The 12,961-nt window shown below is 68.2% G+C and carries 12 protein-coding genes; 6 read left to right on the top strand and 6 right to left on the bottom strand.

What is annotated here, in order from left to right; all coding sequences use genetic code 11:
- Positions 1–285 precede the first annotated feature (285 nt).
- From DDQ50_RS12905 to DDQ50_RS12885, 5 genes are all read right to left on the bottom strand, one after another.
- Positions 286–534: a glutaredoxin domain-containing protein gene (locus DDQ50_RS12905; RefSeq protein ID WP_116757104.1), complete on the bottom strand. Its 249-nt coding sequence runs from the start codon at positions 532–534 to the stop codon at positions 286–288.
- Positions 535–625: 91 nt separating this feature from the next.
- A complete protein-coding gene (locus tag DDQ50_RS12900) occupies positions 626–895 on the bottom strand; it encodes a GlsB/YeaQ/YmgE family stress response membrane protein (protein ID WP_116757103.1) in 270 nt (89 codons plus the stop codon).
- 117 nt (positions 896–1,012) lie between these two features.
- Entirely contained in the window at positions 1,013–2,017 is a 1,005-nt protein-coding gene (locus DDQ50_RS12895; RefSeq protein ID WP_116757102.1) for an adenosine deaminase, read from the bottom strand.
- A gap of 91 nt (positions 2,018–2,108) precedes the next feature.
- Positions 2,109–3,128 carry an NAD(P)H-hydrate epimerase gene (locus tag DDQ50_RS17525; RefSeq protein ID WP_240614380.1) on the bottom strand — a complete coding sequence of 340 codons (1,020 nt, stop codon included), beginning with the start codon at positions 3,126–3,128 and terminating at the stop codon, positions 2,109–2,111.
- A 13-nt stretch (positions 3,129–3,141) separates the two neighbouring features.
- Positions 3,142–3,732 carry a TetR/AcrR family transcriptional regulator gene (locus DDQ50_RS12885; RefSeq protein ID WP_116757101.1) on the bottom strand — a complete coding sequence of 197 codons (591 nt, stop codon included), beginning with the start codon at positions 3,730–3,732 and terminating at the stop codon, positions 3,142–3,144.
- 312 nt (positions 3,733–4,044) lie between these two features.
- On the opposite strand from DDQ50_RS12885, the gene DDQ50_RS12880 reads away from it, so the two are divergent.
- The 6 genes from DDQ50_RS12880 to DDQ50_RS12855 all read left to right on the top strand — a co-directional run bounded on the left by DDQ50_RS12880 (position 4,045) and on the right by DDQ50_RS12855 (position 12,106).
- Positions 4,045–5,034 carry a sugar ABC transporter substrate-binding protein gene (locus DDQ50_RS12880; RefSeq protein WP_116757100.1) on the top strand — a complete coding sequence of 330 codons (990 nt, stop codon included), beginning with the start codon at positions 4,045–4,047 and terminating at the stop codon, positions 5,032–5,034.
- 59 nt (positions 5,035–5,093) lie between these two features.
- The gene (locus DDQ50_RS12875; RefSeq protein WP_116757099.1) at positions 5,094–6,644 is read left to right on the top strand and encodes a sugar ABC transporter ATP-binding protein; all 1,551 of its coding nucleotides are present in this window, start codon (positions 5,094–5,096) and stop codon (positions 6,642–6,644) included.
- The gene (locus DDQ50_RS12870) at positions 6,641–7,666 is read left to right on the top strand and encodes an ABC transporter permease (RefSeq protein WP_116757098.1); all 1,026 of its coding nucleotides are present in this window, start codon (positions 6,641–6,643) and stop codon (positions 7,664–7,666) included. Before DDQ50_RS12875 ends, DDQ50_RS12870 begins: the two co-directional genes overlap by 4 nt.
- Positions 7,663–9,720 (top strand): primary-amine oxidase, encoded by a 2,058-nt coding sequence (locus DDQ50_RS12865; protein ID WP_116757097.1) that lies wholly within the window; start codon positions 7,663–7,665, stop codon positions 9,718–9,720. Before DDQ50_RS12870 ends, DDQ50_RS12865 begins: the two co-directional genes overlap by 4 nt.
- A 44-nt stretch (positions 9,721–9,764) precedes the next feature.
- On the top strand, positions 9,765–10,337 hold the full coding sequence (locus tag DDQ50_RS12860; protein ID WP_116757096.1) for a hypothetical protein: 573 nt from the start codon (positions 9,765–9,767) through the stop codon (positions 10,335–10,337).
- A 95-nt stretch (positions 10,338–10,432) separates the two neighbouring features.
- The gene (locus DDQ50_RS12855) at positions 10,433–12,106 is read left to right on the top strand and encodes an amidohydrolase (protein WP_116757095.1); all 1,674 of its coding nucleotides are present in this window, start codon (positions 10,433–10,435) and stop codon (positions 12,104–12,106) included.
- A 4-nt stretch (positions 12,107–12,110) separates the two neighbouring features.
- Here the strand turns inward: DDQ50_RS12855 and DDQ50_RS12850 are convergent, their stop codons facing one another.
- The gene (locus tag DDQ50_RS12850) at positions 12,111–12,947 is read right to left on the bottom strand and encodes an SDR family oxidoreductase (protein ID WP_116757094.1); all 837 of its coding nucleotides are present in this window, start codon (positions 12,945–12,947) and stop codon (positions 12,111–12,113) included.
- Positions 12,948–12,961 lie beyond the last annotated feature (14 nt).

Genomic DNA, 12,961 nt, shown 5'->3' with positions numbered 1-12,961 from the left:
CCATTTGGACATCGTCAAGTGTCCGGAAAGACATCTTTTCGACTGTTTACATCCGCGTTACACAACCGCGTCGCGTGGGCGGGAGCGCGCGCTTCGGTGCCCCCTGAGGAGTGCTGCGATCAGCGCGGGATATGGGCGTCCGCCGTCTGGATCGCAGTCCCGGGTTCTCTCGCCGTCACGACCAATCGGTCGGAGGGGGAATCGTTCGATTCGCCGCCGAACCGACACCGCCCTGCGTGCCCGACGGGGGGGTGCGGCATGCTCTGAGACCGCAGAACGCGGTGGTCAGACCTCGGCGAGCTTGGCGCCCAGCTCGGCGTCACTCGGTTCGACGAGGTGGCTGCCGTCCGGGAAGACGATGACGGGGATGTTGGTGCGGCCGCTGATGGAACGGGCTTTCTCGGTCGCATCCTCGATCGCCTCGACATCGATGTACTCGTAGTCGGCCCCGACCTTGTCGAGCAGCCTCTTCGAGCGGCGGCAGTCGCTGCACCAGTCGGCGCCGTACATGGTGATGGATGCGGTCTCGGCCATAGCTCAAGGGTAAGCCCGCGGAGAACGACGAAGGGCGCCGCCAGTGATGGCGACGCCCTTCGCGGGACCCGTGCTGCGCGGGCCCCTCAGATCAGGCCCGGCTGCTGCGGCGACCGGTGATGAGGCCCCAGATCACGAGGACGATGAGAGCACCGACGATCGCGACGATCCAGGTCGAGAGATCGAAGAAGTTCTCGAGGGGGGCGTTGAAGAGCAGTCCGCCCAGCCACCCTCCGAGGAGAGCGCCGATGACACCGAGCACGAGGGTGGCAAGCCAGCCGCCGCCCTGGCGCCCCGGAAGGATCAGCTTGGCGATGGCTCCTGCCAAGAGTCCGAGGATGAGGAATGCGAAGAAGCCCATAGTGCTTTCTGCCTTTCAGTCGGTCTTCAGTTGGCATCCAGTTTCGCAGTTCCGAGGCTTTCGATCGGGACTGCTCAGGTTGCTCCCAGGCAGATGGAAGGGCCTACACAGGGTCGGCTACGAATCCCACGAAGCGTTGTCCGTCAGGTTGGCGGTGACCTCGTCCAGGTAGACCTGCCGGACACCCGGCTCGAGGAACGCCGACTCGAACGAGTTGTAGGCGAGCGTCGCCTGCTGCCCCCGGGTGAGACCGAGCGCTTCGGTGACGGCGCGGAAGTTCTCGTCGATGTATCCGCCGAAGTAGGCCGGGTCGTCGCTGTTGATCGAGACGACGAGACCCTCGTCGAGCATCGTGCGCAACGGGTGCTCCGAGAGGTCGGCGGGGGCGGTGCGGAGGGCCACGTTCGAGAGGGGGCACACGGTGAGCGGAATGCGCTCGTCGCGAAGGCGAGCCACGAGCTCGGGGTCCTCGAGGGCGCGGTTGCCGTGGTCGATGCGTTCCACGCCGAGCAGGTCGAGAGCCTCCCTCACGTAGTCGGGTCCGCCCTCCTCCCCCGCGTGGGCGACACGGTGCAGGCCTTCGGCCGCCGCCATCGCGTAGACGTCGGTGAACAACGACGGCGGGTAGCCGACCTCCGTCGAGTCGAGCGCGACGCCGATGAACTTGTCGCGGAACGGCATCGCGGTCCGGAAGATCTCCTCGGCGGCCTCGGGGCCGCGGTCGCGGAGGAAGGACAGGAGCAGGTCGGCGGAGACGCCCAGTGTGCGCTCCCCTTCGGCGATGGCGGCGGAGAGTCCGCCGATCACATCGGCGAACGGCACGCCGTTGCCGACGTGCGTCTGCGGGTCGAAGAAGATCTCGGCGCGGCGCACCCCGGCCTGGGCTGCCCGGTTCAGGTAGCCGAGCCCGAGCTCGTAGAAGTCCTGCTCGGTGCGCAGAACCGTGAGGTTGGAGTAGTGGATGTCGAGGAAGGACTGGAGGTCGGCGAACACGTACCTCGCGGTGAGCTCATCGGGGTCGTAGGTGGGCAGCGCGATGTCGTTGCGCCGCGCCAAGCGCACCAGAAGGTCGGACTCGATGGTGCCCTCGATGTGGATGTGGAGTTCGGCGGTAGGCCACATGAGATGTCCTCACGGTTCGGGAGCGCTCGTGCGTCTCGTCGCCGACGTTATCCGATTCGCGGCGTCGACAGCCGAGCGCGGGGTGCGGGGGTCATCGTCGCAGAAGCGGAACGACCCGCGCGAGCTGGTCCGCGAGACCGATGTCGACCAGTTCGATCCGTCCCGTCAGGGAGGCGGCGGGCTCGCGCAGGAGGCCGGCCTTGAAGGCGCCGAACGTGACCGTGACGTCCGCAGGCAGGACGGGGCCGTCGACGGCACCGGTGTCGGCGTCGATGCCGCTCGGGATGTCGACCGCGATGACCGTCGGCCGGTTCGGTCGGTCGAGGATCGGGAGGAGAGCCGCGACGAGCGCAGCCGCCGGTCCGCTGAGGGAAGGCGTCGGCCGGCCCGCCGATCCGGTGCCGAAGAGACCATCGAGGATCGCGTCGGCACCGTCGGCACCGTCGGCCGCGGCGAGCGCGGCGTCGACGTCCGCGACGGCAAGGACCGTCGCACCGGCCCGGCGTGCGGCGGCGAGCGCCTCGGGGTGCAGGCGTTCCGAGATCGGGGCGACGACGACCTCCGTGCCCCGCTTGGCGAGCTCGGCGCCGGCGTAGAGCGCGTCTCCTCCGTTGTTGCCGGGACCGGTGAGGATGACGATCCGCTGGCGCACGGGTTCGGAGGACTTCTGCGCCCGCCGCCCGAGCGCGTCGGCGGTGACGGCAGCGAGCCCTGCCGCTGCCCGTTGCATGAGCGGTTCGCCCGCGGCGAGGTGCGGTGCTTCGGCGTCGCGCACCTGCTGGGCGGAGTACCCGCTACGGAGCGTCGCCTCAGTGTGGCCGGTGGCGATCGTGTTCCACCGGCTGCCGGTCCGGCGGGTGATCTTTTCGTCGCCGATCTCGGCGAGAGTCTCAGCCGTCTGCGCCACGGCGTTGCCGATCTGGAGGGCGATCTCGTCGTCGTCGGCGGTGAAGCGCACGGTGAGTCGAGCCTCGCCCGACACCACGTTGACACTCGACGCCTCGAGCACGGTGAGCTCGGCGGCCGCCGCCGCGACCGCCGGAAGCAGTGCATCCGGTGCGACTCCCGCCCGGAGTCGGCCAATGGCGAGGGTGACGCGGTAGGAGGGCATCAGTCGTCGCGGACTAGGCCGTGAGGCGGGCCATGAATGAGTCGAGCTGGGCGAGCTGACGCTCGGGCGTGGTGTCTGCCGGGGTCAGAACGCTCATGACCTGCAACCCCATGAGCATGGACAGCAACTCGTCGACGGTGCTCGCCACATCGAGTCCGGTCGAGGCGAACCCATCGCGCTGCGCCTCGTGGATGCGCGCCGTCATCTCGGAGCGCCAGTCGTTCATCATGCCCGCGTAGGTGTCGGCGTTCTCCGTCGACGACATGGCCTGCTGCCAGAACGTGAGCACGATCCGGGCCTCCATGAGACGGATCTCGTCGAGCGGCATGATCTCGAGGCAGAGGGTGCGAAGACCGGCGAGGCCGTAGCGGTGGTCGTCGGCGGCGTCGGCGCGGCGGTTGGTCGAATCGAACGTATACCGGAACGCGGCGGTGATGACGGCGTCCTTGTTGGGGAAGTAGTAGAGCAGGGTGCCGTTGGCGCGGCCAGAGACCTCGGCGATCCGGCGAGTGGTGACGGCCTCGAGGCCCTCCGTCGCGATGAGCTGCCAGACCACCTCGATGAGCTCTTCGCGGCGCTGATCGTGATCGACGAACTTCGGCATGATTCCCAGTGCTTCTCTGGAGGCCGGGTACTGAGGCGGCCTCGCGTCCCTCGACTGTAGCGCTCAGGCGCTCGCCTTCCGGCGCTGCGCGGCGGGGTCCGATACACGCAGGAAACATTGTACGCGTGTACGAAATAAGACCGTTACGCGACGGAAATCTATTCCGTACGCGTGTACCAAATACTCGGATAACCGGCGGCGAATAGCTCCAAGCCCCGGCGCTCCTGGCTCCACCGCGTTCCACAGCACGTGTACCTCAGTGCGCCCTCCTGGCGCCGTTCTGCAGCTCCCACTCCCCCGACGAGGACTCCTATGCGCATCCGCACCATCGGTCTTTCCGCTCTCGCCCTCACCTCCGCCTTCGCCCTGGCGGGCTGCGGCACAATCAACGACGCCCCCGCCGACTCCGCCGACGCTGCGGAGACGAAGGAGGTCGACACGATCCTGTTCGACTACCCGTTCACCGCTCTCCCCGTCTACAGCGCGGTCGTCAAGTACGCCCAGGAGCGGGCCGACGAGCTCGGAGTGAAGCTCGAGCTGACCAACGACGACATGGACCTCACCAAGCAGGTCACCAACCTCACGACCTACCTGTCGCGCGACGTCGACGCCGTCGTGTCGTTCCCCGCCGACCCGGCGAGCCTCGAGAGCATCGCAGGCCAGTACATGGACTCGGGCAAGTTCTGGGTCAGCTACGCCAACCCGCTCGAGACGCAGGACGCGTTGCTCGGCCTCAACGCCTACGCATCGGGTGAAGCCCTCGGCACGCACGCCGGCGAGTGGATCACCGAGCAGCTCGGCGGCGAGGGCAAGGTGCTGATCATCGAGGACACCAGCATGACCTTCAGTCAGCAGCGCACCCAGGGCATGATGGACGGCCTCGCCGCCGCAGCACCCGACGCCGAGATCGTCGCCCAGCAGGCGGGCATCACGCCCGAGCAGGGCCTGTCGATCACCACGGCGGTCGTCGCCCAGTACCCCGACCTCAACGTCGTCCTCACTGCAGCCGGCGACGCCGCGCAGGGGGCGTACCAGGCGCTCACCACGGCCGGCCGTGACGCGATGGACCCGAACACCTACGTGGGCGGCCTCGACGGCAACGCCTTCGGACTCCAGCGCATGCAGGAAGGCGCGTTCTTCCGTGCGGAGGTCTCCGTCTCGGCCAAGGACATCGGCTACGCGATCATCGACCTCCCGCTGGCTCTCGCCGATGGAAGCGGTGAGGACTACGAGACGCCGATCACGCTGCTGACGGCCGACACCGACAACCTCAGCGACTACATCACCGAGTTCGGCGGCTGATCCGACGGCTCGCCCCGACCCACCGCCCCAGCCCAGGCACTTCCAGCGGAGACGACGACATGACGGTAGAACTCACCGGCCTGACCAAGCGGTACGGCGCGACGACGGCACTCGACTCGGTCGACCTCACGGTCGAATCCGGAGAGGTGCACGCGCTGCTCGGTCACAACGGAGCCGGCAAGTCGACTCTCATCAAGTGCCTGGGCGGGAGCGTGCGGCCGACCTCCGGGACCATCGCCCTGGACGGTCGGCCGCTCGAGAACCTCACTCCCCGTTCGGCGATCGACGCCGGCATCTCGGTCATCTACCAGCACCTTGGACTCATCGACGGACTCACCGTGAGCGAGAACCTGTTCCTCGGGAACGAGCTCACGGCCGGACTGTTCGTCCGGTCCAGGAGCCAGCGGATCGTCGCCGCCGAGTCGCTCGCCCGGATCGGAGCCGACATCGACCCCGATATCCCCGTCGGTGCGCTGTCGAGCGGAGGGCGGCAGATGGTCGCCATCGCGAAGGCGATTCAGCGCGACGCGAAGCTGCTCATCCTCGACGAGCCCACCGCCGCCCTCTCCCCGGTGGAGGCAGCGGCACTCGGCCGGCTCGTCCTGCAGCTCCGGGCCGAGGGGCTCGCCATCCTCTACGTCACCCACCTGCTGAACGAGGTCATGACCCTCGCCGACCGCGTCACCGTCCTCCGCAACGGCCGCGCCGTGTGGGCGGCGCACATGGCGGGTACCGCGAAGGGCGACCTGGTCCGCGCGATCAGCGACTCCGCCGGGGAAGCTCCCGCCGAAGCGTCGAACGTCGACCGGAGCGGAGTGCCTGCACTGCGTGTCCCCGCCGCAGCGGACGGGGTCGACCTCGAGGTGTTTCCCGGCGAGATCGTGGCCCTCTACGGGCTCATGGGGGCCGGCCGGACGAAGCTCCTCGAATCCGTCTACGGCAGCCGCCCCTCCTCGCGACGGGAGGTCGAACTGAGCGGTGAGGCCGTCACGCTCGGCAGTCCCGGAGCCGCCCTCGCCGCGCAGGTCGCACTCGTCCCCGCCGACCGGCACTCGCAGGGGCTGTTCCTGTCGCTGCCCGCGCAGGAGAACAGCGTCACCCGGGCCATGGCGATGCTCGCGCGACTCGGATTCCGGTCACCGACCCGCGAGCGCGAGGTGTTCGACGAAGCCGCATCGCTCATGTCGCTCAAGCCGCACAACCCGGCTCTCCCCGCCGAACGATTCTCGGGCGGCAACCAGCAGAAGATCCTCATCTCCCGCTGGGTGACCAGTGCATCCGATGCCCGGATCCTGCTCGTCGACGACCCGACACAGGGTGTCGACGTCGGCGCCCGCACCGAGATCTACGCCGTGCTGCGCGACCTCGCCCGTGAGAAAGGCATGGCGATCCTGGTCTCCACCAACGAGCCCGAAGAGGTCATCGCGCTCGCCGACCGCTGCGCCTTCATGGCCGACGGCGCCGTGACCGGCATCGTCGACGTCCCCGGCACCACGGCGGAAGAACTGCTGTCCACGATCCACCCGTCGGACGCGGACGACCACTCCGACGCCACCGCGAGTCCATCCCCTGGGAACCGAACCACTACACGAGAGACCGAGGCGGCATGAAAATGCATCCCGGGCGACGCCTGCTCTACTTCGTCGCCGAGAACCCCCTGCTCCTGCTCCTGATCGTGCTCGTCGTGGTTGTGCAGCTCCTCACCGGAGCCGTGCTGAACCCCGGCAACCTGCGCGGTGTCGGACTCGACGCGGCGATCATCGCGATCGTCGCCGCTCCGATGGCGATGCTGTTCATCGCCGGCTACATCGACTTCTCCGTCGGATCGGTGCTCGCGCTCAGCGGAGTCGTCGCCGGCAGCATCATGGCCGGCGGCGGAGACCCGGCGGCGGCGATCATCGCCGCGATCGTCGTCGGCATGGTCGTCGGGCTCGCCAACGCAATCTTCACTACCGTGTTCGGGCTCTCCGCATTCGTGACGACCCTCGGATCTCTGCTCGCCGTCCGTGGTGTCGCCCAGCTGCTCGCTCCCCTGCCGGTCAGCGGATTCGGCGACGCGTTCGGCTATCTCGGTGTCGGCACGCTCGCGACGGTGCCGCTCGCGATCTGGATCGCCGTGATCGTGCTCATCCTGTCGTCGCTGTTCCTCAGTCGCACCCCGGCCGGGCGCCACGTCTACGCGATCGGAGTGAGCCGCGAAGCCGCCTATCTGTCGGGCATCAAGGTGAAGGCGATCCCGTTCGCCCTGTATCTTTTCTCGGGAGCGATGGCGGGTCTCGCCGGTGCCATCACGGTCGCACGGCTCAACAGCGCCCCCGCCGGTCAGCTCGGTCAGGGCTTCGAGCTCACGGTCATCACAGCGGTGCTGCTCGGCGGCGTCGCGCTCACGGGAGGATCCGGGTCGATCTTCGGTGTCCTCATCGGAGTGCTCTTTCTCGGCCTGCTCAACAACGCGCTCGTCCTGCTCAACGTGCCCAGCTTCTGGCAGGACGTCGCGAGCGGTCTCGCCCTCATCGCCGCCATCGGTCTCGCACTCGTCACCGGCAAGCTGCGCCAGCGGCTCGTCGTGCTCGAGGCGCGCACCCTTCTTCGTTCATCGGACACCACGACCGCAGAGAAAGTTTCCTCATGACTCTCACCACCTCAGCAGCCGCCCCGTCGACGGTCGGCCGCCAGCCCCTCCGCTCGCTCGACGGTTCCGAGATCACCGCCGTCCGCGACATCCTCACCGAGGCGGGCCTCGTCACGGATACGACCCGATTCGCCTACGTCGGCCTCGACGAACCGCACAAGGATGAGATCCTCTCGGGCGGGACCGTCGACCGCCGCGTCCGCGTCCTCCTGCTCGACGTCTCGGACGGCCGCTCGCTCGACGTCCGGGTGTCGCTCGACGAGCGCAGCATCGTCTCGAACCTCGAGCTCGATCGCAGCATCGGCGAGATCGCGATCCTCAACGAGGAGTTCGAGGTCATCAACGACATCCTGCTCGCCGACGACGAGTGGCGTACCGCCCTCGGCCGCCGCGACATCGACCCCGACACCGTGGCCCTGGCGCCGCTGTCGGCCGGCAACCTGGGGCTCGAGGACGAGAAGGGCAAGCGCCTCATGCGCGTGCTCGCGTTCCGTCAGGACTTCCCTCAGGACCACTGCTGGGCGCACCCCATCGATGGGCTCGTCGCCTACGTCGACCTCATCGCCCGCAGCGTTCACAAGATCATCGACGACCGGCTCTTCCCCGTGCCGGCAGAGCACGGAAACTACACGGACCCCGAATTGACCGGCCTGCCCCTCGAGGGCCTCAAGCCGATCGTGATCAGTCAGCCCGAGGGGTCGTCGTTCACGATCGATGATGGTCATATCGAATGGGCGAACTGGTCGCTCGACGTGTCGTTCGACGCGCGCGAAGGTCTCGTCCTGCACCGGATCGGCTACGACGACCACGGAAACGTCCGACCCATCGTCTACCGCGCCTCGATCGCCGAAATGGTCGTGCCCTACGCCGACCCGTCCCCGGTGCGCTACTGGCAGAACTACTTCGACACCGGCGAGTACCTGTTCGGCCGTTACACGAACTCCCTCCAGCTCGGCTGCGACTGCGTGGGCGACATCACCTATCTCGACATCACGCTCGCCGACGAGTTCGGGAACCCGCGCACCATCGAGAACGGCATCTGCATCCACGAGGAGGACTACGGGACCCTCTGGAAGCACACCGATCTGTTCACGGGCGAGGAGAACGTCCGCCGCCAGCGTCGACTCGTCATCTCGTTCTTCACGACGGTGGGGAACTACGACTACGGCTTCTACTGGTACCTCTACCTCGACGGCACCATCGAGTGCGAGGCGAAGCTGACCGGGTTCCTCTTCACTTCCGCCTACCCGGAGGAGGGCAGCCAGTTCGCCACGAACATCGCGCCCGGACTCGGGGCGCCGTACCACCAGCACCTGTTCTGCGCCCGCCTCGACATGGCGATCGACGGAGTCAGCAACGCTGTCGACGAGGTCGACGTGGTGCGCCTCCCCATCAGCGAGACCAACCCGTGGGGCAACGCCTTCACCGGCAAGGCGACCCGCCTCGAAACCGAATCCGATGCGCAGCGCGTCGCGGACGGCGCGGTGAACCGCACCTGGCATGTCGTCAGCACGACGAGTTCGAACCGGATGGGCGGGCCCACCGGTTACGCGCTCATCCCGGAGGGGTCGCCGACGCTCATGGCGGACCCGTCGTCGGTCATCGCATCACGTGCCGCATTCGCGACCAAGAACCTCTGGGTCACGGCGTACTCCCCTGACGAGAAGTACCCGGCGGGCGACTTCGTGAACCAGAGCGCGCTCGGCCAGGGCCTGCCCGCCTACGCGGCATCGGATCGCGCTGTCGACGGTGAGGACATCGTGCTCTGGCACACTTTCGGCCCCACCCACCTGCCGCGGCTCGAGGACTGGCCGATCATGCCCGTGGACTACGCCAAGTTCACTCTCAAGCCGTACGGGTTCTTCGACCGGAACCCCACGCTCAACGTGCCGGCCTCCTCGACCGACCACTGCGCCGTGCCCGGCGATGCGTCCACCGAGTTCGCGGGACGTTCCGAAGCGGCGCACTCCGCCATCGATCACGCCGGACATGCGGGCCACGACCACGCGGGCCACGACCACGCGGGTCACGGTAACGCGGGTCACGGTCACTGACCGGATAGAGACACGGCAGAAGGGTGGCGGGGATGGATGCGGCGATGATCGCTCTCGCGGTGGGCGCGCTCGTCTGCGTGGGCCTGAGCGGTGCGCGCTCCATCGCGACCGAGTGGCTCCCCGCCATCCTGATGACCGCCGCCATGGTCGCTCTCTCGGTTCCCGCCTCGGCGGTTCCACCGTTCGTCGTCGCGGGGGTGCTCGTCGTAGCCGGGGTCCTCTTCGCGCGGAGCCGGCACCGGCTCATGGCCGCGCACCGCGGCATGTCCGCGGTCGCGATGGCCGGGCTCGCCGTGCTCGGACATTCCAGCGCCGCATCGCCGGGCGCGAGGCACGGCATGACCGATCACGCGGGCAGCGGCACCCCTGGTGTTCAGATCGCTCTGGTCGTACTCGCCGCGAGCGTTCTCGTCGCCGGGATCGCACTCGTGCGTCACGAGATCATCCCGGTAAGCCCCGACATCACCCCGGTACGCCAGAGTGACTCCCGCGCACTCCCGCGCGCATCCCGGCCGACGCCGTCCACCTCGCTCCGACTCGATCGCGGACGCCTCCTTCGTCTCGGGGAGGTCGGCATCATGACGACCGCCGTCCTCGCGATGGCCGTCGCCACCTGACCCGCTCCATACATCCGCGCCCCCTAACAGCGCACCACCGATCCAAGTCCCCTCCCAGATCCAAGCCCTCATCTGATCCAAGCCAAGGAGAACCGATGTCCGAGACGACAACCCCCGACCTCATCGTGACGGGCGGGCCCATCTACACGGCAGCGATCGGCCAGCCGTGGGTCGAGGCGGTGGCCGTGACCGATGGCAAGATCTCCGCGATCGGCAGCGAGGCCGAGATCCGTGCTCTCGCCGGCCCTGCCACCGAGATCGTCGACGCCGCCGGCCGACTCGTCATGCCCGGGCTGAGTGACGGTCACATCCACCTCGGCCTCGGTGGAGGACAGGCCGCGTGGGAGCTGCCACTGCTGCCGTCCGACAGCAAGGAGGAGATCTTCGCGAAGATCGTCGACTGGGCCGCCGACTTCGGACCCGATGAGTGGATCGTCGGAGGGATCGTCGGCAGCACCGTCATGGACGACGTCATGAACGTCGACGACCTCGCCGCACTCGACGCGGCCAGCGGCGGTCGACCCGTGCTCCTGCGCGACGACTCGATGCACAACCGGTGGGTCAACTCGCGGGCGCTCGAACTCATGGGCGTCGGCGCCGACACCCCCGACCCCGAGGGCGGCAGCTACGTGCGCGACGCATCGGGGGCTCTGACCGGCGTACTCCAGGAGCTCGCATCGGGCGAGGCGGAGACCGCATTCGTCGCGCACACCGTCGACCCCGACGCCCGCAACAAGGTGTCGCTCAAGAAGGCCATGGAGGTCATCAACTCCTACGGCATCACCGCCGTGCAGGACGCCGCGACGATGGAGTACAGCTGGAAGGCGCTGTCAGCCCTCGAAGAGGACGGGGTGATCTCCGCCTGGATCGTCGGCTCGATGCCCACCCGCCCGTTCATCGAGGCCGGTCCTGTCGGCGAGGAGCTCTACGCCATCGGCCGCGCTCACGGCAGTAAGCACGTCCGCCCCGACTTCCTGAAGTTCGTGCTCGACGGTGTTCCGATGACCCGCACGACCGCGATGCTGCACCCCTACATCTGCCACGAGCACGAGGACCCTGATTTCGTCGGAGAGTCCTACTGGACCCTCGAAGAGCTCGTCGCCGGAGTCGAGTACTGCTACGACAACAACCTCGGCGGCAAGCTGCACGCGACCGGCGACGCGTCGGTCCGACTCGTGCTCGACGCCGTCGAGAAGGTGCGCGCCGAGCGCGGCCCGGGCCCGATCTTCCAGATCGCGCACGTCGAGTTCGTGGACCCGGTCGACGTGCCCCGCTTCGCCGAGCTCGGCGTCGTGCCCGATGCCTCGCCGTACCTCTGGTATCCCGGCGTCATCCAGGAGAGCATCGCCAAGCAGATCCCGCAGGCGACGGTCGACCGCAGTTGGGTGACGAAGGACTTCGTCGACACCGGTGCACTGCTCTCCGCCGGGTCGGACTGGCCCTGCGTGCTTCCCACCCCCGACCCGTGGCTTGCGATCGAGACCCTCGTCACGCGCGCCAACATCGACCCGTCGGTGCCCGGAGAGCTCAACCCCTCCCAGAAACTGACGGTTGAGCAGGCGGTCGTCGCCTTCACCCGCAACCCCGCGCAGGCGATGGGTCTCAGCGACGTAACGGGAACGATCGAGGTCGGACTCAGCGCCGACTTCATCGTGCTCGACCGCAACATCTTCGAGGTCGCGCCGCGCGAGATCCACGAGACGAAGGTCGACCTCACCTACTTCGAGGGCAAGAAGGTCCACGAGCGGGCAGCGGCGCTGGCCTCCTAGGAGGTCACGGCTCCCTGAGGAGTTCGGCCAGGGTCAGCGGCGGTCGGCCCGTCAGCGTCTCGATGTCGGAGCTGACCGCCGCGAGCTCGCCCGCGCGGATCGCGGTGTAGGTGGTGATCCAGGCGTCGACCTGCCAGGACGGTGCGTTCCATTTGGCCCGCGACTCGTGCGCCTCGGGGATCGTCTCGTCGTGGAACGTCACCTCGCGGCCGCGCGCGGCGGAGATGATGCGTGCGACATCCGTCATGTCGATGGCCTCGGGGCCCGTCATGTCGTAGGTCGTGTCGACGTGGGCGGAGGGATCGCGGACGACCTCCGCTGCGACGCGGGCGATGTCCGCCCGCGCGACGAGGGCGGCGCGCCCGTCTCCCGCCGGTCCGCGGATGACGCCGTCGTCGCCGACGAGGGCCTCCATGAAGTCGAGGTAGAAGTTGTCGCGCAGAAACGTGAACGATGCTCCCGAAGCTCGGATGAGCTGCTCCGTCGCGTAGTGGTCGCGGCCGAGGGTGAAGGTGCAGTCCGGTGAGGCGCCGACGAACGAGGTGTAGACGATGTGTCCGACGCCCGCCTCCGTCGCCGCCTCGATGAACGAGCGGTGCTCGGCCATCCGGTCGGCGCTCTCGGAGGCGGAGACCATGAACAGGACGTCGACCCCGGCGAGCGCCAACGCGGCGGCGGTGCCGTGCCCGTACGCGGCGACCGCCGTCGTGGCCCCTGCCAGGACCGGTGCCCGGGAGGTGTCCCGCACGATCAGCCGCTGCTCCACTCCGGCATCGGCCAGCAGACGGGCGGTCATCCCGCCGAGGGCTCCTGTGCTTCCGGTCACCGCGACGATGCTCATGACTCGGAACTCTA

It is taken from the genome of Amnibacterium flavum (genome assembly GCF_003097495.1).
Classification (GTDB): Bacteria; Actinomycetota; Actinomycetes; order Actinomycetales; family Microbacteriaceae; genus Naasia; species Naasia flava.
Note: the sequence above shows the minus strand (reverse complement) of the source record. Positions and strands in the feature narration are given on the sequence as shown.